Origin of the sequence: Burkholderia sp. Bp9016, from assembly GCF_003857765.1 — a bacterium.
Lineage (GTDB): Bacteria > Pseudomonadota > Gammaproteobacteria > Burkholderiales > Burkholderiaceae > Burkholderia.
This window is the reverse complement of record NZ_QTPY01000023.1, coordinates 64116-87572: the sequence shown is the minus strand read 5'-3', so window position 1 is coordinate 87572 and position 23457 is coordinate 64116. Positions and strand designations below refer to the sequence as shown.

Annotated in this window: 24 protein-coding genes and 1 riboswitch; of the genes, 11 read left to right on the top strand and 13 right to left on the bottom strand. The window is 67.8% G+C overall.

The genetic code is table 11. The annotated features are described in order from the left end of the window. Positions 1-10: 10 nt before the first annotated feature. Positions 11-1939 (bottom strand): TonB-dependent receptor domain-containing protein, encoded by a 1929-nt coding sequence (locus tag DIE13_RS25320; RefSeq protein ID WP_124829832.1) that lies wholly within the window; start codon positions 1937-1939, stop codon positions 11-13. 302 nt (positions 1940-2241) lie between these two features. Further along, positions 2242-2436, bottom strand: a riboswitch (cobalamin riboswitch). 110 nt (positions 2437-2546) lie between these two features. Continuing rightward, positions 2547-3590 (bottom strand): AraC family transcriptional regulator, encoded by a 1044-nt coding sequence (locus DIE13_RS25315; protein WP_124829831.1) that lies wholly within the window; start codon positions 3588-3590, stop codon positions 2547-2549. A gap of 169 nt (positions 3591-3759) precedes the next feature. On the opposite strand from DIE13_RS25315, the gene DIE13_RS25310 reads away from it, so the two are divergent. The 5 genes from DIE13_RS25310 to DIE13_RS25290 are packed head-to-tail and all read left to right on the top strand — an operon-like array spanning position 3760 to position 7523. Continuing rightward, entirely contained in the window at positions 3760-4104 is a 345-nt protein-coding gene (locus DIE13_RS25310; RefSeq protein ID WP_124829830.1) for a hypothetical protein, read from the top strand. Beyond that, positions 4094-4726 carry a Dabb family protein gene (locus DIE13_RS25305; RefSeq protein ID WP_124829829.1) on the top strand — a complete coding sequence of 211 codons (633 nt, stop codon included), beginning with the start codon at positions 4094-4096 and terminating at the stop codon, positions 4724-4726. The genes DIE13_RS25310 and DIE13_RS25305 overlap by 11 nt, the downstream gene beginning before the upstream one ends. A gap of 60 nt (positions 4727-4786) precedes the next feature. After that, complete coding sequence (locus DIE13_RS25300; RefSeq protein WP_124829828.1) at positions 4787-5779, top strand: NADP-dependent oxidoreductase; 993 nt, start codon at positions 4787-4789, stop codon at positions 5777-5779. Between the two features lie 42 nt (positions 5780-5821). Beyond that, positions 5822-6697: an SDR family NAD(P)-dependent oxidoreductase gene (locus DIE13_RS25295; RefSeq protein WP_124829827.1), complete on the top strand. Its 876-nt coding sequence runs from the start codon at positions 5822-5824 to the stop codon at positions 6695-6697. 1 nt (position 6698) lies between these two features. Continuing rightward, positions 6699-7523, top strand: a complete 825-nt coding sequence (locus DIE13_RS25290) for an SDR family NAD(P)-dependent oxidoreductase (RefSeq protein WP_124829826.1) — start codon at positions 6699-6701, stop codon at positions 7521-7523. 62 nt (positions 7524-7585) lie between these two features. Here the strand turns inward: DIE13_RS25290 and DIE13_RS25285 are convergent, their stop codons facing one another. The 4 genes from DIE13_RS25285 to DIE13_RS25270 form a co-directional block, all read right to left on the bottom strand. Further along, complete coding sequence (locus DIE13_RS25285) at positions 7586-7834, bottom strand: hypothetical protein (RefSeq protein ID WP_124829825.1); 249 nt, start codon at positions 7832-7834, stop codon at positions 7586-7588. Positions 7835-7964: 130 nt separating this feature from the next. Further along, entirely contained in the window at positions 7965-8939 is a 975-nt protein-coding gene (locus DIE13_RS25280; protein ID WP_124829824.1) for a threo-3-hydroxy-L-aspartate ammonia-lyase, read from the bottom strand. 55 nt (positions 8940-8994) lie between these two features. Beyond that, entirely contained in the window at positions 8995-9633 is a 639-nt protein-coding gene (locus tag DIE13_RS25275; RefSeq protein WP_124829823.1) for a transcriptional regulator, read from the bottom strand. After that, positions 9630-10151 carry a YbaK/prolyl-tRNA synthetase associated domain-containing protein gene (locus DIE13_RS25270; protein ID WP_124829822.1) on the bottom strand — a complete coding sequence of 174 codons (522 nt, stop codon included), beginning with the start codon at positions 10149-10151 and terminating at the stop codon, positions 9630-9632. The genes DIE13_RS25275 and DIE13_RS25270 overlap by 4 nt, the downstream gene beginning before the upstream one ends. Positions 10152-10564: 413 nt before the next feature. Between DIE13_RS25270 and DIE13_RS25265 the strand changes: the two genes are divergently transcribed. Continuing rightward, the gene (locus DIE13_RS25265) at positions 10565-12151 is read left to right on the top strand and encodes an isocitrate lyase (RefSeq protein WP_124829821.1); all 1587 of its coding nucleotides are present in this window, start codon (positions 10565-10567) and stop codon (positions 12149-12151) included. A gap of 72 nt (positions 12152-12223) precedes the next feature. On the opposite strand, the gene DIE13_RS25260 is transcribed toward DIE13_RS25265, so the two are convergent. Continuing rightward, entirely contained in the window at positions 12224-12940 is a 717-nt protein-coding gene (locus DIE13_RS25260; RefSeq protein WP_098552016.1) for an EthD domain-containing protein, read from the bottom strand. A 50-nt stretch (positions 12941-12990) separates the two neighbouring features. After that, on the bottom strand, positions 12991-13530 hold the full coding sequence (locus DIE13_RS25255; protein ID WP_124829820.1) for a nuclear transport factor 2 family protein: 540 nt from the start codon (positions 13528-13530) through the stop codon (positions 12991-12993). Between the two features lie 209 nt (positions 13531-13739). Between DIE13_RS25255 and DIE13_RS25250 the strand changes: the two genes are divergently transcribed. The 5 genes from DIE13_RS25250 (at position 13740) to DIE13_RS25225 (ending at position 19206) form a co-directional block, all read left to right on the top strand. After that, entirely contained in the window at positions 13740-14240 is a 501-nt protein-coding gene (locus tag DIE13_RS25250; protein WP_124829819.1) for a nuclear transport factor 2 family protein, read from the top strand. 50 nt (positions 14241-14290) lie between these two features. Then, positions 14291-15157, top strand: a complete 867-nt coding sequence (locus DIE13_RS25245; protein WP_124829818.1) for an SDR family NAD(P)-dependent oxidoreductase — start codon at positions 14291-14293, stop codon at positions 15155-15157. A 9-nt stretch (positions 15158-15166) separates the two neighbouring features. Further along, positions 15167-15922: an SDR family NAD(P)-dependent oxidoreductase gene (locus tag DIE13_RS25240; protein WP_124829817.1), complete on the top strand. Its 756-nt coding sequence runs from the start codon at positions 15167-15169 to the stop codon at positions 15920-15922. A 118-nt stretch (positions 15923-16040) separates the two neighbouring features. Then, positions 16041-16817 carry a glucose 1-dehydrogenase gene (locus DIE13_RS25235; RefSeq protein WP_124829816.1) on the top strand — a complete coding sequence of 259 codons (777 nt, stop codon included), beginning with the start codon at positions 16041-16043 and terminating at the stop codon, positions 16815-16817. A gap of 523 nt (positions 16818-17340) precedes the next feature. After that, positions 17341-19206, top strand: coding sequence for a phosphoenolpyruvate carboxykinase (GTP) (locus DIE13_RS25225; RefSeq protein ID WP_124829815.1), 1866 nt, complete (start codon positions 17341-17343; stop codon positions 19204-19206). A 128-nt stretch (positions 19207-19334) separates the two neighbouring features. Here the strand turns inward: DIE13_RS25225 and DIE13_RS25220 are convergent, their stop codons facing one another. Genes DIE13_RS25220 through DIE13_RS25200 form a run of 5 tightly spaced genes read right to left on the bottom strand, consistent with a single transcriptional unit; the run spans position 19335 to position 23242 of the window. Beyond that, entirely contained in the window at positions 19335-20240 is a 906-nt protein-coding gene (locus DIE13_RS25220; RefSeq protein ID WP_124829814.1) for an NAD-dependent epimerase/dehydratase family protein, read from the bottom strand. 51 nt (positions 20241-20291) lie between these two features. After that, positions 20292-21128 carry an SDR family NAD(P)-dependent oxidoreductase gene (locus DIE13_RS25215; protein ID WP_124829813.1) on the bottom strand — a complete coding sequence of 279 codons (837 nt, stop codon included), beginning with the start codon at positions 21126-21128 and terminating at the stop codon, positions 20292-20294. A gap of 37 nt (positions 21129-21165) precedes the next feature. Further along, positions 21166-21924, bottom strand: coding sequence for an SDR family oxidoreductase (locus DIE13_RS25210; protein ID WP_124829812.1), 759 nt, complete (start codon positions 21922-21924; stop codon positions 21166-21168). Positions 21925-21964: 40 nt separating this feature from the next. Beyond that, positions 21965-22822 (bottom strand): SDR family NAD(P)-dependent oxidoreductase, encoded by an 858-nt coding sequence (locus DIE13_RS25205; RefSeq protein WP_124829811.1) that lies wholly within the window; start codon positions 22820-22822, stop codon positions 21965-21967. Between the two features lie 3 nt (positions 22823-22825). Next, positions 22826-23242, bottom strand: coding sequence for a nuclear transport factor 2 family protein (locus tag DIE13_RS25200; protein WP_124829810.1), 417 nt, complete (start codon positions 23240-23242; stop codon positions 22826-22828). Between the last annotated feature and the right edge of the window lie 215 nt (positions 23243-23457).

Here is a 23457-nt window from a genome sequence, read left to right as displayed (position 1 = left end):
CAGCCGGGCGTCAGAACGTGTAGCTGACCTTGCCGAACGCGGTGCGGCCGAGCGTGTTGTAGCCGTACGCGGTCATGTACTGGCGGTCGAACAGGTTCGACAGCGTCGCCGATACCGTCAGGTGCGCGTTGATCCTGTACGACGCGCGCAGGTTCACCGTCAGGTACGACGGCAGGTAGGTCGTGTTCACCGGGTCGTCGAACGTCGTGCCGCCGTAGTTCAGCGACGCGCCCGTGCTCAGCGCGTGCAGGTGCAGTTCGTCCCACGTGTGGTCGACGCTCACGCTGACCGTCTGGCGCGGCCGGCGGTTGAGCCAGCTGTCGTTGGTCTCGTCCTGCGGGTCCAGCAGGCCGATCGCGATGCTGACCGGCGTGTAGCGGCCAATCGTCCCCTTGTACGACAGGTCAATGCCGCGGATATGCGAGCGGCCGATGTTCATCGGCGAGAACGTCGCGGGGTTGTACGCGATCAGGTTGTGCACCCGCGTGTCGTAGATCGCGGCGGTGAACGTGCCGTACGACGTGTTCGCGTCGAGCGCGGCCTCGATCGAATCGCTGCGCTCCGGGCTCAGGTCCGGATTGCCGTAGCCGGGGTAGTACAGGTCGTTGAAGGCCGGCAGGCGGAACGCGTTGCCGTACGACACCCGCGCCGTGTACACCGGTGTGATCGCCCACGACAGGGCCGCGTTGCCGGTGTTTACCGACTGGCCGGCGATGATTTCATGACGGCCCGCGACGAACATCGTCACGTTGCCGAGCGTTGCCGACTGATGCAGCGAGAACGCGGAGTCGTTGCGCGTCGGTACGCCGTCCGGAATATCGATCGGCAGGAACGCCTGTTCGCGCGTGAAGTCGTAGGCGAGCTTCGTCTCGCCCGACAGCGGCAGGCCGAACAGCTGGAACCCGTGCTCCTGACGGGTCAGCGACGTCGACGAAGTGATGCGCTGCGAGTTGATCTGGTCGGTCGGGATGGTCGGGGCGCTCGCGTACAGGAACTGGCGGTCGTTCGCATAAGCGAACGACTGGTCGAATTGCGTATCGGGCGTGATGTCGAGATGGAATGCGATGCCGGTCGTCAGCTGATGATCGAGCTGGCGGTTCGCATAGCCGGCGTTGTCATAGGACAGGTCGGAGCGGTGATACAGCGCAAACGTCGAGATCGACCAGTTGTCGCGCGCGTAGCCGAGGCGCGCATCGAGGTCCTGCGCGTGATACGGATTGCGGCCGTCCTCGTGGTACGGCAACACGGGCCGCGTCGCGTCGATGCCGGCCGTGTTGTAGTCGTGCAGCCCGAGCGAATACGTGAGGCCGCCCAGTGCCGCGAGCGGGCCGGTCGACGGCACGGTGCCCGACGTGCGCAGCTGCGTGTCGAACGTCTTGTTCGAGCCACCGCCGAACGACACGGTGGTCTGGTTCGGCTGGTTGGCCGCGCGGCGCGTGAACAGTTGCACGACGCCACCCATCGCGTTCGCGCCGAACGACGCGGCGGCCGGCCCCGAAATCACTTCGACGCGCTCGAATGCCTCGGTCGGCAGGTCCGCCCACGGCGCGATGCCGGTGGTCGGCGAGCCGATCCGGATGCCGTCGATGAACACTGCGACCTGGCTGGCCGACGAGCCGCGGATGCTGACCGACGCGGACGAGCCCGGGCCGCCGTTCTGCGAGACGGTGACGCCCGGCAGTGTCGCGAGCGCCTGCGTGATGCTCGGATCGCTCGGCGACAGCCGGTCGAGGTCGGTGCGCGTGAGCACCTGCGTCGATGCATAACGCTGGTCGAACGACTCGGGCAGATGGCGCGTGTCGGTCACGCTGATCGACGGCAGGTCGGCGCCGTCCGTGGTCTGCGGCGGCTGCGGGGTCGCCGTGTCGCCGGCGGCGTGGGCGATCGGGGAGAGCAGCGCCGTGGCGGCGGACGTGGCAAGGAGGTGGCGAAGGTTCATAAGGCAGCGAGCGTGATGGTGTTGCGTACAGCGAGCGTAAGCGGGGCGCGGCGAGTACCGCGTTCGATCTTGTGGGTTTATCGCGAGACCGGACAGCGTGGCCGGTCGTCGCGCAGGACGACGCGGCAGACGTGCGCGGACACGCCGCGCATGCCGGTGGCATGTCGGCGCGACGCTTCCGGCATGGAAGCGGATTCGGGAAGATGGGACATCGGATGGGTCCTGAGGTCGGGCCGTCCATGCAACGAGCGACCGCCAAAGGCGGCGCGTGGCGCATCGGGACACCCCGCCCGGTGCGGCTGCTTGGACCTCGGGTCGATGGCAGGTCTCCTGGCTCGCGGGTCGTCATTCGCGCCGGCCTTCCCGGTTTACCCAGTGGCATGCGGTGGCGCGGATTCGCCGCTTACAGTTGCGGGGGCAGCCGCAGATTCGAGGCGCGGCCTCTCCTGCGTTCCCTTTTGATCCCGTCTCTGGGAACCATCAGCGCGCAAGCGTAATGGCGCGCGCTCCGGCGCGTCAATTGCCGGTGCGAAGGAGGATGCGAAAAAACGTCACTCTCTGCCTTGTTCTTTCAAAATCCTTTCTCCCGGAGCGCGCGAATCGGGCTTCACGTCTGGTGAAACGGCATGTCGGCGGCGACGCAAATGCGCCGGAACCGGCTCGGCGCCACACCCGTCCACCGCACGAACGCGCGCCGGAACGCTTCCTCGCCACCGAAGCCGAGATGCGCGGCAATCCGCGCGATCGGCCAGTCCGACTCGCGCAGGCAGCGCCGCGCGACATCGGCTAGGCATTGCTCGCGCAACACGTGATAGCCGCTGCCTTCGGCCGCCAGCCGCCGCCGTAGCGTGGCGGAGCTGACGCCGAGCCACGTCGCCAGCTCCGCGAGCGCCGGCACCGTCTGCTCGCGCGCGAGCGCCGCGTCGAGAAAGCCGCGTACCTGCTGCGCCCATGACACGACGGCAGGTGCCGCATCGATCAGACGAAACGGAAAGTCGACAAGAAATGCGTCGAGGTCGCCCGGCTGCCGGATCACACGCGCATCGAGCCGCGCTGCGTCGAACGCGAAGCCGTAGGTTTTGCGGCCGACGTCGACCGGTGCATTGAACAGCCCGAGCAGCGGCATCGCGTCGTCGCGGCGCGGATGGCCGAGCCACACTTCGTCAGGCCGCAGCGGCTGCCCGATGAGCCAGCCGAACAGTTGCAGATAGCAGAACAGGCCGGTCAGGTCGACGAGACACGCGGCCGGGCTGCGGGTGCGACGCAGCGAATCCATCCGGAACGTCGCGCGGCCGTCGCGCACCGCGAGCGACAGCATGCCGGCACGCGGTGTCAGCATCTCGCAGAACTCGGCCGCGCAGCGGATCGCATCGGCGAGCGTTGCACAGCTGAGCAGGCAACGACACATCAGGTCGACTTCCTGCTTGCGCATCGGCGGATGACCGTTGCCGCGCGCGACCTGCGCTTCGAGCCGTTCGATCGCGTCTCGGTATAGCGCGACAAAGCCGCCGGGCGTCGCGGCGGCAACCGCGACGGCGGGCAATGTGTGCGGTTGCGCCGACGGCGCGCCGCTGCGCATCAGTTCGTCGAGCAGGCGTGCGCCGAGGCCCGGCAGCACGCGGCCGCGTGCCGGCAATGCGCGCTGTTTCATTTGCCTCCCGATCTGAGCGTTGCGACAGGGGCCGGTGAGCGGACCGATAGGGGCTCGCCGACCGTCGCCACGCAAGAATGCTATCCACGCCGGCCGCTTCCGGCCTCGCCGGAACGGCGTAGGCGGCCGGCATCGCATTCCGCCACGAACCACCCGAGACGACACGCGAATGATCCAGATCGTAGACGAAATCACGCTCGCGCCCGAGCGCATTCCCGACGTGCTTGCACTGCTGCGCGACCGCTATTTACCGGGCCACGCGGCGCGCGGACTGACGGCGGCCGGCCGCTGGGTGTCGCCGCCCGTCGCGGTGCCGGGGCAGTCGAGCACGCTGTGGCTGACATGGCAGGTTGCCGATGCGTCCGCGTACTACCGGATGCGCGCCCTGACCGATGCCGACGTGGTTGCGTTCTGGATCGCCGTCGATGCGCTGTGCGACGCGCGCCGCCGCCACGTGATGACGGACGCCGACGCGCCGCTGCCGGCCCTGACGGAGGTCGACCATGCGGCATGACACGGCGCAGGTATTCGTTTCCGCCACTGCCGACACCGGCGCAACCGAGCGCGCGCTGCGCGATGCGGCGCACGCGCTGCACGGCGCCACCCGTGTGTCGCTCGAGCGCAATCTCGACGGATGCTGGGGCGCGGGCGACTACACGCTCGACGTGCTGCGCGACGGACGAGCAATCGGTCACGCGACGGATTTCACCGCGCTGGCCGGGCTGCCGGGCGTCGTGCGGATCGACGGCGCCGGGTGCCGCGCGATCGGCGGCGGCCTGCGCGAACCGGCGCTGCGCGACGGCGTCTGGCGCACGCTGATGCTGCGCGTGCGGCCACAGGCCGACGACACGCAGGTTGCCGCTCTCGAGCGCGAACTGCTGCGCATGCCCGCGTTCATGCCCGGCATCCGCAACTGGCGGTTGAGCCGGATCGTGACGCCGGGCGCGTGGACGCATGTCTGGCAACAGGAATTCGCGCACGTCGGCGATCTGCTCGGCGAATATCTGCTGCATCCATACCACTGGGGCTGGGTCGACCGTCGGTTCGACGCCGAAAGCCCCGAGTGGACCGTCGATGCGATCTCGCACGCGTTCTGTCCGCTCGCGTCGAGCCTGCTGGCCGATACGGCGGCGTGACGCGCGGCGACCGATCCCGATCCATACGCCATATCAAGTATCAATACAGGAGACACCACCATGCGAGCCTTGCTGATCGACCGCGTCGGCCATTCCGACGCGCTGCGACTGGCCGACGTTCCCGTGCCGAAGCCGGGCCCCGGCGACGTGCTGATCCGCGTTGCGTACGCGGGCGTGAATCCCGCCGACTGGAAATGCCGGGAAGGCTATCTCGGCGCGTTCATGCAGATCGCGTTCCCGTTCGTGATCGGCTTCGATGCCGCCGGCGTGGTCGAAGCGGTCGGCGAGGGTGTCGAAGGCTTCACGCCCGGGATGCGCGTGTTCGCGCAGACCGACGTCGGCGCCGGGCGCTGGGGTTCCTATGCGGAATACGTCGCGGTGCGCCACGACTCGGTCGTGTGCCTGCCCGACGCAGTCGGCTTCGCGGAAGCGGCCGCCACGCCGACGCCCGCGCTGGCCGCGTGGGCTGGCCTGTTCGATGACGGCGGGCTGCGCGCCGGGCAGACGGTGCTCATTCACGGCGGCGCGGGCGCGGTCGGCACGTTCGCGATCCAGCTTGCCGCCCAGGCAGGTGCGCGCGTCGCGGCGACGTGTTCGGCGCGCAATCGCGAGACGGTCGAATCGCTCGGCGCGGCGCTGGGCATCGACTATCGCGCCGGGGACATCGGCGCGGCCGTGCGGGCGTGGGCGCCGGTCGGCGTCGACCTCGTGCTCGACGCGGTCGGCGGCGACACGCTGCCCGCCGCGCTCGACCTGCTCGCGCCGGGCGGCACGCTCGTCAACATCATGACGCTCGCGGCCGGCGACGCGGAGCGGCTCGCCGCGACGGCGGCCGAGGCCGGCAAGCGCGGCCTGCGCACCGCGATGACCTACAGCCGGATGCCCAGCGGCGCGACGCTCGACCTGATTGCCGAACGGCTCGGCCGGCGCGCGTTGCGCGTGCCGCGCTTCGACAGTTTTCCGCTCGAACAGGCCGCGCGGGCGCTCGATCTCGTTCAAACGGGCGACGCGAAAACCAAGTTCGTGCTGCACGTTGCGGATATCGCGGGCTGAAACCGAGCGCTTCGCCCCGAATCCCCCTTCACCGGAGACACCATGACCGACCCCAGAACCGCGCAACTCGCGGGCAAATGCGCGCTCGTGACGGGCGCGAGCCGCGGCATCGGCCGCGCGATCGCGCAGCGCCTCGCATCCGAAGGCGCGACCGTCGTCGTGACGGCGCGTAGCCTCACGCAATCGGCCACGACCGCCGGCACGCTCGCCGAAACGGTCGCGTTGATCGAGCAGGCGGGCGGCCGCGCGATCGCGCTCGCCGCCGACCTGTCGAACGCGGCGGAGCGCGACACGCTCGTCGCGCGCGCGGCGCGGGCGGCCGGCGGCCTCGACATCCTCGTGAACAATGCGGGCGTGGCCGACTATGCATGCGTCGACGCGATGCCGATGGCGATGTTCGACACGACGATCGAACACTATCTGCGCATCCCGTTCGCGCTGGCCCAGGCCGCGATTCCGCTGATGCGCGCACGCGGCGCCGGCTGGATCGTCAACGTCGGGTCGGTCACGGCGCTCGCGCCGCTGCGGCCGTTCGACGATTTCTCGCGCGTGGGCGGCGCGACCGTCTATGCGGCGGTCAAGGCCGCGCTGTCGCGCTTCACGCAAGGGCTCGCGGCCGAACTTGAAGCGGACGGCATCGCGGTGAACCTGGTCGCGCCTAGCACCGCGATCCGCACGCCGGGCGCGGCACGCTATATCCCCGAAGGCTATCCGACCGAGGACGTCGCGTATCTCGCGGAAACCGCGCTGGCGCTGTGCAGCCTGCCGGCGCGCGAACGCACGGGCCTCGTCGCGCACAGCCTGCATTTCCCGCTGTCGCAGGGGCTCGCGGTGCGTTCGCTCGACGGCCGCACGCCGTTGCCGCCGCCCGTGATTCCCGCGTATGCCCATCCCCACATCGACCCGACAGGACTCTGACATGACGAACTCGATTCGCTTCGACGGCGGCACCGCCGTGATCACCGGCGCGGCCAGCGGCATCGGCAGCGGGCTCGCCCGCCACGCGGCCGCGCTCGGCATGCGCGTCGTGCTGGCCGACCTCGACCCGGAGAAGCTCGACGCCTTTGCCGCGACGCTCGACACCGACGTGCTGTGCGTGCCGACCGACGTCAGCCTGCCGCAAGCCGTCGACGCGCTGGCCGACGCCGCGTGGCGGCGCTTCGGCGGCGTCGACCTGCTGTTCAACAACGCGGGCGTGATGGCGACCGGCTTCAGTTGGGAAATCACGCCGGAACGGTTCGAGCGCAGCTTCGCGATCAACGTGCACGGCGTGATGAACGGGATCCGCAGCTTCGTGCCGCGCATGCTGGAGCGCAACGTGCCGGCGCGCATCGTGAATACCGCGTCGGTGGGCGGCTTCCTGCCGAGCCCGCTGATGTCGCCTTACTCGGCGACGAAGTTCGCGGTGGTCGCGCTGACCGAATCGCTGTACGGCGAGCTGAAGATGCTCGGTGCGCCGGTCGGCGTGTCGCTGCTCGCGCCGGGGCCGGTGCAGACGGGCATCTTCAACGACCCGTTCGGCGCCGCGCACGACCGGCCGGAAGTACAGGGCTTCGTCGACACGATGCGCGCGATGCTGAACGCGCACGGACTCACGCCCGACACGTTCGCCGTGCGGGTGTTCGACGGCATTCGCGACGGGCGCTACTGGCTGATTCCGCAGCCGGAGACGATCGACGGCGCGCTGCAGCGGCGTACTGCCGACATCCTCGCCGCGCGCGATCCGTCGCTGCCGTCGTTGTGATGCGGTGATGCGGTGATGCCGCGATGCGGGCCGGCTGGCCGACGCGGCCGGCCCACACGGCATTACATATGCGTGCTGCCGCGCGTGCGGCCGGACGGATCGCTGCCCCGATCGGGCGGCGTATTGTTCTGATCGATCTTCGCGAGCACGAAGCCGGCGTGCGGCAGCGCGGCGGGCGAACGGTGAGCGGGCCGCGCGGCGTCGTCGCGCGGCGAGACGGCGGGAAAACCGGATGACGTCACGCCCGGTTGAGCGAACGCCGAGAGGGATGCGGCCGCGAGGGCGGCAGCGACGATCGCGTGCGTGTTCATGGTGACTCCTTCTTCACGACTGACTGCGGGACCACGCAATGAGTCTAGGTCGCGAAACTTAACGCGACGTGAAGGTGCAGTGGCGCACGGATGACGGACGCTTCATGACGTCATCCGCGCGCCGCGGCGGTCATGCCGCCGCGGATACCAGCGCGCAGAACGCCTCGAGATCGACGTTGCCGCCGCTGATCACGATGCCCACGCGCTTGCCTTGCAGTTCGTCCTTCATCCGGCGCGCGGCCGCGAACGACAGGCAGCCGGTCGGCTCCACGACAATCTTCATACGGGTCGCGAAAAAGCGCATGCAGTCGACCAGCTCCGCATCGGTCGCGGTCAGGATGTCGTCGACGTCGCGCCGCAGGATCGGGAACGTCAGGTTGCCGAGATGCTGCGTCTGCGCGCCGTCGGCGATCGTGCGCGGCGTGTCGATATGGACGATCGACCCCGAGCGGAACGACTGCTGGCCGTCGTTGCCGGCTTCCGGCTCGACGCCGTACAGCTTCGCATGCGGCGACAGCGCGCGAGTCGCGAGCGCCGTGCCCGACAGCAGGCCGCCGCCGCCGAGCGGCGTGAACACCGCGTCGAGCGGCCCGACCTCGTCGAACAGTTCCTTGGCCGCGGTGCCCTGGCCCGCGATCACGTCCGCGTGATCGTAGGGCGGGACCAGCGTGAGCCCGTGCTTCTGCGCGAGTTCGCGGCCGATCTGCTCGCGGTCCTCGGCATAGCGATCGTAGGTCACGATGTTGCCGCCGTAGCCGCGCGTGGCGGCCATCTTCGCGGCCGGCGCGTCCTGCGGCATCACGATCGTCGCCGGAATGCCGAGCATGCGCGCCGACAGCGCAATCGCCTGCGCATGATTGCCCGACGAGAACGCGACGACGCCGTTGCGGCGTTGCGTCGCGTCGAAGCGCGACAGCGCGTTGAACGCGCCGCGGAACTTGAACGCGCCCATGCGCTGCAGGTTCTCGCACTTGAAGAACACTTGCGCGCCGAGCGCTTCGTCGATCGTGCGCGACGTCATCACGGGCGTGCGGTGCGCGTGGCCTTCGAGCCGCGCCGCCGCGGCCGCGACGTCGTCGTAGGTGGGGAGGGTCGGAGTGTTCATGAGTCGCTCGTCGGGAGGGTCGGTCAACAGGTAAACGGAGTGCGCATGCGCTTGTTCATTTCGCATCGTTGTAGACGGTGGCGCGCGATACGCCGAGATGCTGGGACACGATTTCCATCGCGCGGCGCACCTCGAGGAAACCGTCGGTCTTCAGCGCCTGCATCAGCTCGCGGCGCTGGTCGGTCTTCAGTTCGCGCGGCGTGGTCGCGAGGCGCGTCGCGAACGCATCGATGCGCTGCCGGATCGCGTCCGCGCCGGCCGGGTCGAGCGTTTCGGCGACCGGTTCGCCTTCCGTGCTGCAGAACTGGTTCAGCATCCCCTGGAAGCCGCGGAACAGCGTGACGTCGGCGTTCAGGCACAGCGCGGCCACGTAGCGGCCGCTCGAATCCTTGATCCCGATCGACGTGCTCTTCGCGGTGCGGCCGTCGGCGAAGCGGTTCGCGTAGTTCGCGAGCACCTGCGGGAAGCCGTCGTCGGCGATGCGCGCAAGGCCGAGCTCGGTCGCCGGATCGCCGACCGCGCGGCCGGACAGATTGTTGTGGATCGCGAGAATCGCATGCTCGGGCGTGCGCAGGTCGTGCACGACGACCTCGGTGAACGGCGCGAGCATCGCGCCGAGCCCTTCGGCAATACGCTGCACCTGTTCGATCAGCGACGCCTGTTCCGATTGCGGCGTTTTGCGGGGCGTGGTCATGCGCTGGCCTGGAGCGTGGGGGCGTCGGTGGTTTCGGGCCGCGTGATGTCGGCCAGCAGCGGGCGAGCGATGCGCACGTAGTCGGACGCGTCGAGCACGACGGAGCGGTCGAGGCGGCCTGCGTTGAATGCGATCTCGTCGTTGCGTTCGATCAGCGCGGGATCGACGACGAGCGTCACGTTCGCGTCGAACACGAACGGCGGCACCGCGCCCATTACACAGCGCGTGACGGTGGCCGCCTGCTCGGGCGGCGCAAGCGTCGCCTTGCGGCGGCCGAGCGCGTCGGCGACTTTCCGGAAATCGATCTTCATATGACCGGGGATCACCGCGAGCGCGGTGGCGTCGCCGCCGTCCTTGAACGTGCAGAGCATCGCCTTCGCGCCCTGTTCGGGGCGTGTGCCGCGAATCGCGGCGATCACGTCGGATTTGCCTTCGGCCGGATGCTCCAGCACGCGGAACCGCGCGTCGCACGTATTCAGCAGATCGCACAGCGCGTCGAAAACGGGGTAGTCGCTCATGTCGTTGCGGGCAAGAGGGCGCGCATTGCGATACGCGGGGGACGGCGCATCGTGCCGCGCTGTCGATAGATTGTCCAAGTATAGACGTTTTGTCATGCGGGTGGCAAAAGCCGGAAGCATGCATCGCGATGCTTGTCTTCCCACCAACTGCCGAAAGGCCGTTTCATATCGCGAAACGCGCGCCGAATTCCCGTCGCGCGGCCTTTCCGCCGCTTGAAAACCTGTTTTGCATCGCAAAACGACGTGCTTATCTCATTGAAAAAAAAGAGAAATTTATATCTTATGTCTTATATAAGAGTTGACCGACGGCGCGTCGCGCGGCGTTACTATTAAGTCCATGCAGTTCGCTTCGTCACACGGGGCGGGCAAGCTGAAATCTTTACTCAAATGCGCTTCGTTCCCAGGAGATAGACATGTCCCAATATCAAGACGACATCAAGGCAGTGGCTGGTTTGAAGGAGAAGCAAGGCAGCGCGTGGAATGCCATCAATCCGGAATCCGCCGCCCGCATGCGTGCCCAGAACAAGTTCAAGACGGGCCTGGACATCGCCAAGTACACCGCGAAGATCATGCGCGCCGACATGGCTGCGTACGATGCCGACCCGGCCAAGTACACGCAGTCGCTGGGTTGCTGGCACGGCTTCATCGGCCAGCAGAAGATGATCTCCATCAAGAAGCACTTCAACAGCACCGAACGCCGCTACCTGTACCTGTCGGGCTGGATGGTCGCCGCACTGCGCTCGGAGTTCGGCCCGCTGCCGGACCAGTCGATGCACGAAAAGACCTCGGTCAGCGCGCTGATCCGCGAGCTGTACACGTTCCTGCGCCAGGCCGACGCCCGTGAGCTCGGCGGCCTGTTCCGCGAACTGGACGCCGCCAAGGATGCCGCTGCCAAGGCCGCGATCCAGGAAAAGATCGACAACCACGTGACGCACGTCGTGCCGATCATCGCCGACATCGACGCCGGCTTCGGCAACGCGGAAGCAACGTACCTGCTGGCCAAGCAGTTCATCGAAGCAGGCGCATGCTGCATCCAGATCGAGAACCAGGTGTCCGACGAGAAGCAGTGCGGCCACCAGGACGGCAAGGTCACGGTGCCGCACGAGGACTTCCTCGCGAAGATCCGTGCGATCCGCTACGCGTTCCTCGAGCTGGGCGTGGACGACGGCATCATCGTCGCCCGTACCGACTCGCTCGGCGCCGGCCTGACCAAGCAGATCGCCGTGACCAGCACCCCGGGCGACCTGGGCGACCAGTACAACGCGTTCCTCGACTGCGAGGAACTGTCGGCAGACCAGCTCGGCAACGGCGACGTCGTCATCAAGCGCGACGGCAAGCTGCTGCGTCCGAAGCGCCTGCCCAGCAACCTGTTCCAGTTCCGCCCGGGCACGGGTGAAGCGCGTTGCGTGCTGGATTGCATCACGTCGCTGCAGAACGGCGCCGACCTGCTGTGGATCGAAACCGAAAAGCCGCACATCGCGCAGATCGGCGGCATGGTCAGCGAGATCCGCAAGGTGATCCCGAACGCGAAGCTGGTGTACAACAACAGCCCGTCATTCAACTGGACGCTGAACTTCCGTCAGCAGGCTTACGATGCGCTGAAGGCCGAAGGCAAGGACGTGTCGGCGTACGACCGCGCACGCCTGATGAGCGTGGAGTACGACGAGACCGAGCTGGCGAAGATTGCCGACGAGAAAATCCGCACGTTCCAGGCCGATGCATCGCGTGAAGCAGGCATCTTCCACCACCTGATCACGCTGCCGACGTACCACACGGCTGCGCTGTCGACCGACAACCTGGCCAAGGAATACTTCGGCGACCAGGGCATGCTCGGCTACGTGGCCGGCGTGCAGCGCAAGGAAATCCGTCAGGGCATCGCGTGCGTCAAGCACCAGAACATGTCCGGCTCGGATATCGGCGACGACCACAAGGAATACTTCAGCGGCGAAGCAGCGTTGAAGGCGGCGGGCAAGGACAACACGATGAACCAGTTCTCGTAATCGGCATGGACGAGGCAAAACGCCAACCCGTTTCGGGTTGGCGTTTTTTTTTTTGCGCGGGCGACGGTCGCGCTACCCCCGCACCGCCTTCACGACATACTGACTCGTCGGCACCACGTCGATCTTGTCGAAATCGATGAAGCGTCCGCAGCTGTCCATCATCTCCGCCACATTGCGCTGGAATTTCTCCTCGTCGCCGACTGCGTCGAAGAACGCATGCGGGTCGGTCATCGCCGCGGCCGGGAAGCATTCCTCGACGATCGCGTCGTAGCCGGGCGCCGCGTGCGTGAGCGCCCGCACGACCACGTTCTGCACGTACAGGAAATTGTCCTGCGTATCGATCGCCACGCGCGTGTGATGGCCATGCCACACGTCGAGCCACGCTTCGTGCGTGAGCCGTGGCGGGCGCTTCAGAAATGCGAGCTGCGAGAAGCCGCTCGTGCGTTCGCCGGGCCGCGCGGGAAAGCGCGTGTTCGGAATCGGCTGCGATTCGGTGACGAGATAGGCGGCCATGTGCGGGACGACCGCGCGCACCGCATCGTCGAACGGCTGCCGGAACATCGGGTTCGCGCTGTCGAGCCACACCGCGACGATTCCGTCGATGCCCGGGTGCGTATTGGTCTGCTTGAGCGCGGCGGCCGGCGCGACGTCGGCGTCGGCGACGTTCGCCTGCACGCCGTGCGCGCCGAGCGACAGCAGCTTGTCCGCGAGCTGCGCGCGCACGCTGCGGCTCCACTGATCGGGCGCGACCTGCGCATCGCGCCACAACACGTAAATGACTTTCTCCATTACTCCGGCTCCAGAGGGAATGACAGGATCGGCGGCGCTGCCGCCGGGTTTCAGGAAGCGTTGAGGGTGGAATCGGCCGATTCGGCCGAAGCCGCTGAAGCGGCCGCATCGTGCGTACGCGGTGCGAAGCGGTTCTCGGTCAGCGCGAACGACGGCGGAATCGGCGACGTGACGGTCTCGAACAGTCGCTCGTGGCGCGTCGCGTGAATGCGCCACACGCCGTCGCGTTTCACGTACTGGTCGTCGTAGAACGCGGTGCCGTGCACCAGGTAGTTGTCCTCGAGATTGATCGCGTGATCCTCGAGAAACCACACGCCGCATGCGTGATCGGCGGACACCAGCGTGAGCTCGGGGTGATGGCCGTGATGCATCGTCAGGAAGCTCGGCTTGCCGATCAGCGCGCGCAGGCTCGACACGAATGCGTCGCGGCCGTCATATGCATAGCGGCCGCCTTGCAGCCGCACTTCGCAGTCCTCGGTCACGCATTGTTCGAGCAGCGACCAGTCGTGCGTGTCGATCGCGCGGAAATACCGGTACTTCAACTGCCGGATCTGCTCGTATTCGAAGAGCGTGCGGGTCGTATCGTCCATCGCCATATCTCGTGGTGGTGTCGTTCGATGGTAGGAACGAAGCCGCCTGCGTCGCATCGTCTGTTCGGACGAACGCGGCGATGGCATCGTCGGCGCCCGCCGATACAGACCACCGAATTCATCCAAACAGGTGATGGCCGCGATCTCGTGCGCCTGTAACGTGGCGTCGACGCGGCTTCGATCCGCGTACACGAGACCAAGGAGACGGCATGACCCCGATCGAACGAATGGAAGTACGCGTGCGCAGGCTCGAGGACGCCGATGCGATCCGCCGCCTGAAGGCCCGCTACTTCACGTGCTGCGACCGGAAGGATCCGCAAGGCATGCGCGACTGTTTCGCGCCCGGCACCGTGCACATCGACTACGGCCGGATCGGCACGTTCGACCATCGCGATGCGCTCGTCGACGTGTTCGAGCGGCTCGGCTGCCACCCGCACATCGTCGAGATGCACCACGGCGTGAACCCCGACATCGCCGTGCTCGACGACACGCATGCACGCGGCACGTGGGGGCTGCATTACCAGATGCTCGATACGAACGCGCGCACGCTCACGCAGCTCGGCGCGACCTATGACGACGAATACCGGAAGGTCGACGGCGAATGGAAGATCGCGGCCACGCGCTGCGTCGTCACGTCGACGCTGTCCGCCCGCTACGAAGGCGACGCGCCCGGCGTGCTGTTCGCCGGCGCGCAGCCGCCGGCCGCATGACCGCGCGCACCCCGACGCCGGTCGAGAATATTTCCCAGGAGACATCGAACATGACACAGACCCACGAGGCGCCGGTCGCCGTCGTGACGGGCGCATCGCGCGGCGCGGGCAAGGGCATCGCGCGCGCGCTCGGCGCGGCCGGCATGACCGTCTACGTGACGGGCCGCTCGCAGAACCAAGGCGACGCGCCGCTGCCCGGCACGATCCACGAGACCGCGCGCGAAATCGACGCGCTCGGCGGCCGCGGGATCGCGGTCGCGTGCGACCACGCGGACGACGCGCAGGTGAAGGCGCTGTTCGAACGGGTCGAACGCGAAACCGGGCGGCTCGACATCCTCGTCAACAACGCGACCTATCTGCACGATCAGCTGATCCTGCCCGGCCCGTTCTGGGAGAAGTCGCTCGACCTCGTGAACATCCTCGACGTCGGGCTGCGCTCGGCCTACGTGGCGAGCTGGTACGCGGCGCCGCTGATGGCGAAGCGCCGCAGCGGGCTGATCGCATTCACGTCGTCGTTCGGCGCGAGCTGCTACATGCACGGCGCGGCTTACGGCGCGCAGAAGTCCGGCGTCGACAAGTTCGCGAAGGACATGGCGGTCGACCTGAAACCGTTCGATGTTGCAGCGGTATCCATCTGGATGGGCCCGCTGCGCACCGAGCGCACGACGCGCGTGTGGGACGAGCATCCCGATCTGTACAAGGAATTCTCGCTCGTTGCCGAAAGCCCGGAATTCACCGGCCGCGTGATTCAGGCAATCCACGCCGATCCGCAACGCATGGCGCTGTCGGGGCAGGTGCTGGTCGGCGCGGAAGCCGCGCTGCGGTACGGCATCGCGGATCTCGACGGCAAGCAGCCGCCGTCGTATCGCGACATGCTCGGCGGCCCCGTGCAGGCGCATCCGGCGATCGTGGCGTAAGGAGCGCGCATGGGCATTCTTGAAGGCAAGGTCGCGCTCGTGACGGGCGCGGGGCAGGGCGTCGGACAAGGCGTCGCGCAGGCGCTCGCGGCCGAAGGCGCGGCGGTGGCCGTGGTCGGCCGCACGCGCGACAAGCTGGTCGCGACGTGCGAGGCGATTCGCGCACGCGGCGGTGTTGCGGAGCCGTTCGTCTGCGACGTGATGGACGCCGAACAGATCGCGCAGTGCGTCGATGCGGTCGTCGAGCGGTTTCGCGGCGTGCAGATCCTGATCAACAACGCGCAGGTCGTGCCGCTTGGCCGCCTGCTCGACGTGACGGACGCGGATTTTCTCGCGGGCCTCGAATCCGGGCCGATCGCGACGCTACGGATGATGCGCGCATGTCATTCGCATCTGAAGGGCGATGGCGTAATCGTCAATTTCGCGTCGTCGGCCGCAGTGCGCTGGGATACGTCCGGTTACGGCGCATACGCGGCGACCAAGGAAGCGATCCGCGCGCTCACGCGTGCGGCCGCCTGCGAATGGGGCGCCGACGGCATCCGCGTGAACGCGGTCGCGCCGCATGCACTGTCGCCGGGGCTGAAGGGCTGGGTCGATGCGAACCCGGACGAAGCCGCCGCGTTCTTCCGCACGATCCCGCTCGGCCGCGTCGGCGACTGCGAGCAGGACATCGGACGCGCGATCGTGTTTCTCGCGAGCCGCGACGCCGCGTATCTGACGGGCGCGACGTTGCCGCTCGACGGCGGGCAGGCGTACTGGGGATGACGGCGAGCGCGGGATGCGCGCATCGCCAGACACGGGCCGCCCACGCGTGCGCACCGTCGCGCATCGCGGCCGGCAACCCGGAATCGGAAAGCATCGGAACAATCTGAAAGAGGACAACATGGGTCGACTGGAAGGGAAGGTGGCGATCGTCACGGGCGGCGCACGCGGCATGGGGGCGGCGACGTGCAGGCTGTTCGTCGAGGAAGGCGCGCGCGTCGTGATCGGCGACGTGCTCGATGCGGAAGGCGAAGCGCTCGCGCGCGAACTGGGCGACGCGGCGCGCTTCATGCGGCTCGACGTGGCCGACGAAGCGAGCTGGCAGCGCGTGGCCGACGCGGCCGTCGAGCAGTTCGGCCGCATCGACGTGCTCGTCAACAACGCGGCGGTGCTGATGTTCGGCGCGATCACCGAGTTGTCGAAACGCGATTTCGAGCGTGCGGTGTCGATCAATCTCGTCGGCACGTTCGTCGGCATCCGCACGATCGCGCCGCGGATGATCGCGCAGAAGCGCGGCTCGATCGTCAACATCTCGTCGGTGGACGGGCTGCGCGGCGTGAACGCACTGGCCGCGTACGTATCGAGCAAGTGGGGCGTGCGCGGACTCACCAAGGTTGCGGCGCTCGAACTCGGGCACCAGGGCGTGCGCGTGAATTCGATTCATCCGGGCGGCGTGAACACCGCGATGTCGAATCCGGCCGGCGCGCCGCTCGACGAGGTCAACAAGCATTACACGCACGTGCCGCTGCAGCGGGTCGGCCTGCCCGAAGAAATCGCGGGCGCGACGCTGTTTCTCGCAAGCGACGAGGCGTCGTACTGCAACGGCGCAGAACTGTCCGTCGACGGCGGGATGGCGGCGGGCGCGTATTACCCCGGATTGCCGGGCGCGCCGTTTTGAGCGGTAGCGTACGCAACGCATTCATGCCGGATGTTTGTGTACGCAACCTAATTCGGGGTTTGCCTGAATAGCGAAAACGCTAATTCGGGCCGCGCGGGTTCGCGTGCGCACGCACGAATGCGTCGCGCTGTTTTTTCCGTTTTCGCGAAACCCTTTCCGGGCGGACGTTCCAGCGGATTCGTCCCCAAAGCGACCGCGTGCGCGCAGTAAAAAGAACCTGCCGGCAAGCGCCATGCCGGCAGGGCGTCACAGTTGTTTCTTGTTGCAACGCAACGCGCGCCCGATAACGGCGATGGTATGCTGGCCGGCATGGAGTTGTACGGCAGGTTGCTTGCATGGCGAAACTCGCGTTCGCACGCTCATTCGAGACATCACATTCTCTCGCCCGCATCGCGGCATCGACACGCGCTCCGCTCGCGCGTCCCGCCTTGCGCGTCGCTGCATCCTGCGCTCCGATCGCATTCCTCATCTCGCGGGCTCGCCCCGCACCCCCATCCCTGCCCAATAATCTGGAGACATTCCCATGTCGCAAAACACCATGGCCGAAGCAACACGCGGCTCGCTGATCGCTCCGCCGGCATTCGTCAAACATCGCAAGCTGATCGACTGGGTGTCGCGCATCGCCGAGCTCACGGAGCCCGAACGCGTCGTGTGGTGTGACGGCTCGCAGGAAGAAAACGACGCACTCTGCCAGGCGATGGTCGACCAGGGCACGCTCACGCGCCTGAACCCGGCGAAGCGCCCGAACTCGTATCTCGCGCAATCCGATCCGTCGGACGTCGCGCGCGTCGAGGACCGCACCTTCATCTGTACGCCATCGGCCGACGACGTCGGCCCGACCAACAACTGGATCGCGCCGGAAGAAATGCGCGAGACGCTGAACGGGCTGTTCCGCGGCTCGATGCGCGGCCGCACGCTGTACGTCGTGCCGTTCTCGATGGGCCCGCTCGGCTCGCCGATCGCGCACGTCGGCGTCGAGCTGTCCGACAGCCCGTATGTGGCCGTGAACATGCGAATCATGACGCGCATGGGCCGCGAGGTGTACGACGTGCTCGGCGAGGACGGCGAGTTCGTGCCGTGCGTGCACAGCGTCGGCCATCCGCTCGAAGCGGGGCAGAAGGACGTACCGTGGCCGTGCAACCCGGTGAAGTACATCGTGCACTTCCCCGAGACGCGCGAGATCTGGAGCTTCGGCTCCGGCTACGGCGGCAACGCGCTGCTCGGCAAGAAGTGCTTCGCGCTGCGCATCGCATCGACGATGGGCCGCGACCAGGGCTGGCTCGCCGAACACATGCTGATCCTCGGCGTGACCTCGCCGGCCGGCAAGAAGTATCACGTCGCGGCGGCATTCCCGTCCGCATGCGGCAAGACCAACTTCGCGATGCTGATTCCGCCGCAGGGCTTCGACGGCTGGAAGGTCACGACAATCGGCGACGACATCGCGTGGCTGAAGCCGGGCCGCGACGGCCGCCTGTACGCGATCAACCCGGAAGCCGGGTTCTTCGGCGTCGCGCCGGGCACCGGCGTGAAGACCAACCCGAACGCGATCTCGACGCTGAAGGAAAACGTGATCTTCACGAACGTCGCGCTGACGGAAGACGGCGACGTGTGGTGGGAAGGGCTGACCGACACGCCGCCGGCAAAGCTGACCGACTGGCAGGGCAACCCGTGGACGCCTGAAATCGGCAAGGAAACGGGGCGCAAGGCCGCGCATCCGAACTCGCGCTTCACCGCGCCGGCGTCGCAATGTCCGTCGATCGACGCCGACTGGGAGAATCCGGCCGGCGTGCCGATCGATGCATTCATCTTCGGCGGCCGCCGCTCGACGACCGTGCCGCTCGTGACCGAAGCGCGCGACTGGGTCGAAGGCGTGTACATGGCCGCGACGATGGGCTCGGAGACGACCGCCGCGGCCGTCGGCCAGCAGGGCGTCGTGCGACGCGACCCGTTCGCGATGCTGCCGTTCTGCGGCTACAACGTGAGCGACTATTTCGCGCACTGGCTGAAGCTTGGCAAGCAGCTCGAAGGCGCGGGCGCGAAGCTGCCGAAGATCTACTGCGTGAACTGGTTCCGCAAGGACGCGAACGGCAAGTTCGTGTGGCCGGGCTTCGGCGAGAACATGCGCGTGCTGAAGTGGATGCTCGATCGCCTCGAAGGCAACGGCGGAGGCGGCGAGCATGCGTTCGGCGTGTCGCCGGCGTATGACGACCTGCATTGGGAGGGACTCGACTTCACGCGAGAGCAGTTCGATGCGGTGACGTCGATGAACGCGGACGAATGGCGCGAGGAGCTGAAGCTGCACGCGAAGCTGTTCGACACGCTGAAGCTGCGTCTGCCTGCCGAGCTGACCGACACGATGAACAAGATCGAACAGCGCATCGGCGGCTGACGCTCCGCTTCGACGCAACGAAGTAGCGCAGTCGACACCCGAACGTCCCGCCGCCGGCATGCATGGCCGGCGGCGGGACGTCGTCGTTTACGCTTCGCGCCTTGTTTCGCGTGTGTCGCGCCGTGTGCTTACGCGCCGCAATGCGCGACCACTTCGTTCACCGCGCGCTGCACATCGCCGCGCCGGTAGCGCAGCAGCGCCGTATCGGCAGGATCGGGCTCGTACGACACGACGTTGCCGCGCCCGGTATAGATCGCGAGGTCCGGCAGCAGCGGATGCTCCTGGTCGAGCGACGGTACCGTCTGCGGATTGCCGGCCGCGCGGAAGAACGCCGCGAAGTACTCGGCGAAGCTCAGGTTCTCGTCGCCGACGAGATAGGCCTTGCCGGTTTCGCCGCGTTGCAGCGCACCCCAGATCGCCTCCGACAGCGATTGCGTCGAGATGAAATTGCTGCCGCCGGCCGGCCCGTACACGGGCAACCCGGCGAGCTTGCCCTGCGCATAGCCCGTGTACGCGGCGAACATCTCGTTGCGCAGCCCCGGCACCGACCCGACCACGAACGGCGCATTGACGCTGCACACCGCGAACGACGGCGACGCGAGCGCGCGCACGCGTTCGTCGGCGAGATGGCGCGAGCGCACGTACGGCACGCTGTCGACCAGCGCAGGCGCGACCTGCGGATAAAAGCTGCCGACCAGCACCGCGCGCTTCACGCCGGCCTCGCGCGCGAGCGCGAAGAAGCGCGGCACCGCTTCGACGTTCGCGCGTTCCCAGTGCGCGGCTTCGTCGGTGCCCGGCGGCAGGTGGCGGATGTCGTTGCCGGCCGCGAACACGATCGCGTCGAACGGCGCGAGATCGTCGCGCGTGAAGTTGCCGGCCACGTAGTCGCGCTGCAGCACGTCGAATTGCGCGAGCGCGCTGCCCGGGGCGGGCGGTTTGCGCGCGGCGAGCGTCACGTGGTTGCCCTGCGCGTGCAGGTGCAGCGCCGCGTGGCCGCCGATGAGGCCGGTGCCGCCGATGATCAGGATTTTCATGGTGTCTCCGGTGACGGCGCTCGCGCGCCGCATGAAATGAACGGATGCTGCTCAGAAATTGAAGCCGTTGCCGGTGACGACCGGCATGTTGGTCCAGAAGCCGTTCGGGTCGCGATACCAGCCGGCCGCGGCGAGGGCGCCACCGTCGACGTGCAGCGTCGTACCGGTGACCCATGCGGCGAGCGGGCTCGCGAGGAACAGCGCGGCGCCCGCGATGTCGCCGGCCGCGCCGAAGCGCCCGAGCGGAATCCAGCGCGGAATGTGATCTTGATGCTCGGCCGCGACCATCGCGCTCACGGGCACCTGCGGCGTCTCGGTGGTCTCCGGCGCGATCTGGTTCACGCGAATGCCGGCCGGCCCGAGTTCGAGCGCGAGGCTTTTCGTGAAACCGGTCAGCGCCGCCTTGAACGACGCATACACGGTGCAGTTCGGAATCGCGCGAAAGCCCTCGATCGACGACACGCCGACGATGCTGCTGCCTGCGCCGCGCTTGCGCAGCAACGGCAGCATCGCGCGCGTGACGAGGAACACCTGTCGCAGGTTGACGTCGAAAAGCCGCGCGATGTCGTCGTCGGTGCAGTCGTCGAACGGCTTCGCGATCTGCAGGAAATCGCCGACGTTGTTGACGAGCACGTCGAGGCCGCCGAAGCGTGCATCGAGCGTACGCGCGAACGCCTCGACTTCGTCGCGACGCGTCACGTCGACGGTGCCGACCAGCGCATCGACGCCCGCCGCTTCGAGCGCCTGGCGCACGTCCTGCGCGCGGGCCGGATCGATCTCGGCGACCGCGACGCGCGCGCCTGCCGCGCCGAACGCCTCCGCGCATGCGCGGCCGATACCCGCGCCGCCGCCGGTGACGAGCACGGTCTTGCCGGTGAATGAAATCATCGGAACACTCCTGGGATGGGGAAAGTCGCGCGTCGCGTCACAGCGACGAAACGAGTTGCGCGTTGTCGATTCGCAGTTCCGCGCCGTTCACGAAACGGGATTCGTCGGACGCGAGGAACAGCACGAGATTCGCGACGTCCTGCGGATCGCACATGCGCGCCATCGGATCGTTGCCGATGCCGAGCTCGGCCGGGTCGAGGCCGGGCATCAGCGCCTGCGTCATTGGCGTCCAGATGCCGTCCGGATGGATCGAGTTGCAGCGGATCCGGTAGCCGCTGCGCTTGCAGTGCACGGCCACGCTGCGCGCGAGCGCCGTCACCGCGCCTTTCGAGCCGGTGTATGCGCACATCATGGGCAGGCCGCCGAGCGCGGCGACCGACGACATCATCACGATCGAGCCCGGCGTGTCGTTGCCTTTCATCGCGCCGATCGCGTACTTGCAGCCGAGGAAGTAGCCGTCCGCGTTGGTGCGCATCACGCGGCGCCACGTATCGAGGCTCGTGTCCTCGATCGAGCCGACCGGGCAGATCGCCGCGTTGTTGACGAGCACGTCGAGGCGGCCGAAGCGCTCGAGCGTCGCCGCGATCGCGTGCCGCCAGCCGTCTTCGTCGGCGATGTCGTGGCGCACGAACAGCGCCGCGTCGCCGATCTCGCGCGCGAGCGCGAGGCCCGCGTCCCCGTCGATGTCGGTCAGCACCACGCGCGCGCCTTCGGCGGCGAGCAACAGCGCATCCGCGCGGCCGACGCCGCTTGCCGCGCCGGTGATCAGCGCAACCTTGTTTGCGACTCGATTCATGTCCTGTCGGATTCCTTTGACGTTGAAAGAAGGCGGGCGCTCATGCCGCGCCCGGGGCGCGGCCGGCCTTGACCGCGTCGAGTGCGGCCGCGCCGTAGATCTGCGCGATCGTGTCGTCGACGCGCGGGTTGGTGCGCAGTTCATGGCCGCCGTCGACCGCGAAGCTCTGGCCCGTGACCCAGCCCGATTCGGGGCCCGCGAGATAGCGCACCGCATGCGCGATCGCTTCGGGTTCGCCGAGCGTGCCGAGCGGAATCTGTTCGAGGAAGCTGTCGACGAGCGACTGGTTGGCGAACATCGGTGCGGTCGCTTCCGAGCGCGTGAGGCCCGGGCGTACCGCGTTCACGCGAATCCTGGCGCCGGCCAGTTCCTCGGCCGCGCCGCGCACCAGCGCTTCGAGCGCGGCCTTCGCGGCGCAGTACGCGGACAGCCAGCGGAAATTGATTTGCGCGGCGGTCGACGAGATGCAGACGATCGCGCCGCCGCCACTGTCGGCGAGCCGCGGCGCGGCATGCCGGATCGCAACGAATGCGCTCTGCAGGTTCAGGTCGATTTCGGCGCGGAAGCTCTCGGCGTCGTGCATCAGCAGCGGCCGGAATCCGGCGCCGCCGACCGTCGGCACGACGATGTCGAGACGGCTGTCGAGCGCCCACGCGGTGTCGAGCGCAGCCTGCAGATCGGTTTCGTCGCAAGCATCGCCGGCGTGGACCGCGACGCGGCTGCCGGGAACCGCATCGGTCAGTTGCCGCTGCGTGCGTTCGAGCGCGTCGCGGCGGCGGCCCATCAATACGACGGCTGCGCCGTCGGCGACGAGCGCGTGCGCGCAGGCCGCGCCGATGCCGCCTGCGCCGCCCGTGACGAGCGCGGTGCGGCCGGCGAGGGGGCGTGATGAGTGCATCGTTCAGCCCTCCAGCGGCAGGTCTTGCGACCAGTCGACGTGCAGCGTGCGCGCGGCGAAGCGCCACGCCGCGCCGTCGAACACGCAGCGGTCGCGATAGCGCAGCCCCCAGTCGAGCTTGCGCTTCACGCCGTCGCGCACATAGACGTGGCACGCGACGCTGTACGTCTCGACGTCGGCCTCGCCGCCGTCGAGCGTGACGAGCTGGTTGTGCACGTGATGCTGGGTCGTCTCGTAGCGCTCGATCGCGCTCATGCCGGCGACGATCGCGTCGCGGTCGGCGAAGCGGAAGCCGGGGCCGTCGAGCTGCGCGTCGGCGGTGAAGAGGGCGGCAAGGCGTGGCCAGTCGCGCCGGTCGACGGCTTGCGCGTAACGGCACGCGAGCTCGTACAGCGCGTGGCGGGAATTCGAATCGGTCATGCGGTACTCCGTGGATGAACGGAAAGAGCGGCCGCGCCGCACACACGGACGCGGCGGCATTGCGACGTCGATGCGCAGGTTCGCACCGGACCGGTCGATCCTCATCGTCCATACGGAGCAGGGTGCGGCTCGGGGAAAACACCGGGAACGATGTCCGTGCACCGTTCTATGCTGCGATGCGGCGGCGGCGATCGGGCCTTTGTCGGCGGATGGCG

Excerpts from the sequence above, each read along its gene's own strand:
- DIE13_RS25210 (WP_124829812.1), bottom strand. The coding sequence starts at position 21,924 with ATGAATCGAGTCGCAAACAAGGTTGCGCTGATCACCGGCGCGGCAAGC.
- DIE13_RS25285 (WP_124829825.1), bottom strand. The coding sequence starts at position 7,834 with ATGAACACGCACGCGATCGTCGCTGCCGCCCTCGCGGCCGCATCCCTC.
- DIE13_RS25280 (WP_124829824.1), bottom strand. The coding sequence starts at position 8,939 with ATGAACACTCCGACCCTCCCCACCTACGACGACGTCGCGGCCGCGGCG.
- DIE13_RS25240 (WP_124829817.1), top strand. The coding sequence starts at position 15,167 with ATGGGCATTCTTGAAGGCAAGGTCGCGCTCGTGACGGGCGCGGGGCAG.
- DIE13_RS25270 (WP_124829822.1), bottom strand. The coding sequence starts at position 10,151 with ATGAGCGACTACCCCGTTTTCGACGCGCTGTGCGATCTGCTGAATACG.
- DIE13_RS25220 (WP_124829814.1), bottom strand. The coding sequence starts at position 20,240 with ATGAAAATCCTGATCATCGGCGGCACCGGCCTCATCGGCGGCCACGCG.
- DIE13_RS25300 (WP_124829828.1), top strand. The coding sequence starts at position 4,787 with ATGCGAGCCTTGCTGATCGACCGCGTCGGCCATTCCGACGCGCTGCGA.
- DIE13_RS25265 (WP_124829821.1), top strand. The coding sequence starts at position 10,565 with ATGTCCCAATATCAAGACGACATCAAGGCAGTGGCTGGTTTGAAGGAG.
- DIE13_RS25260 (WP_098552016.1), bottom strand. The coding sequence starts at position 12,940 with ATGGAGAAAGTCATTTACGTGTTGTGGCGCGATGCGCAGGTCGCGCCC.
- DIE13_RS25290 (WP_124829826.1), top strand. The coding sequence starts at position 6,699 with ATGACGAACTCGATTCGCTTCGACGGCGGCACCGCCGTGATCACCGGC.
- DIE13_RS25215 (WP_124829813.1), bottom strand. The coding sequence starts at position 21,128 with ATGATTTCATTCACCGGCAAGACCGTGCTCGTCACCGGCGGCGGCGCG.
- DIE13_RS25235 (WP_124829816.1), top strand. The coding sequence starts at position 16,041 with ATGGGTCGACTGGAAGGGAAGGTGGCGATCGTCACGGGCGGCGCACGC.
- DIE13_RS25315 (WP_124829831.1), bottom strand. The coding sequence starts at position 3,590 with ATGAAACAGCGCGCATTGCCGGCACGCGGCCGCGTGCTGCCGGGCCTC.
- DIE13_RS25305 (WP_124829829.1), top strand. The coding sequence starts at position 4,094 with ATGCGGCATGACACGGCGCAGGTATTCGTTTCCGCCACTGCCGACACC.
- DIE13_RS25200 (WP_124829810.1), bottom strand. The coding sequence starts at position 23,242 with ATGACCGATTCGAATTCCCGCCACGCGCTGTACGAGCTCGCGTGCCGT.
- DIE13_RS25295 (WP_124829827.1), top strand. The coding sequence starts at position 5,822 with ATGACCGACCCCAGAACCGCGCAACTCGCGGGCAAATGCGCGCTCGTG.
- DIE13_RS25255 (WP_124829820.1), bottom strand. The coding sequence starts at position 13,530 with ATGGACGATACGACCCGCACGCTCTTCGAATACGAGCAGATCCGGCAG.
- DIE13_RS25250 (WP_124829819.1), top strand. The coding sequence starts at position 13,740 with ATGACCCCGATCGAACGAATGGAAGTACGCGTGCGCAGGCTCGAGGAC.
- DIE13_RS25225 (WP_124829815.1), top strand. The coding sequence starts at position 17,341 with ATGTCGCAAAACACCATGGCCGAAGCAACACGCGGCTCGCTGATCGCT.
- DIE13_RS25310 (WP_124829830.1), top strand. The coding sequence starts at position 3,760 with ATGATCCAGATCGTAGACGAAATCACGCTCGCGCCCGAGCGCATTCCC.
- DIE13_RS25275 (WP_124829823.1), bottom strand. The coding sequence starts at position 9,633 with ATGACCACGCCCCGCAAAACGCCGCAATCGGAACAGGCGTCGCTGATC.
- DIE13_RS25205 (WP_124829811.1), bottom strand. The coding sequence starts at position 22,822 with ATGCACTCATCACGCCCCCTCGCCGGCCGCACCGCGCTCGTCACGGGC.
- DIE13_RS25320 (WP_124829832.1), bottom strand. The coding sequence starts at position 1,939 with ATGAACCTTCGCCACCTCCTTGCCACGTCCGCCGCCACGGCGCTGCTC.
- DIE13_RS25245 (WP_124829818.1), top strand. The coding sequence starts at position 14,291 with ATGACACAGACCCACGAGGCGCCGGTCGCCGTCGTGACGGGCGCATCG.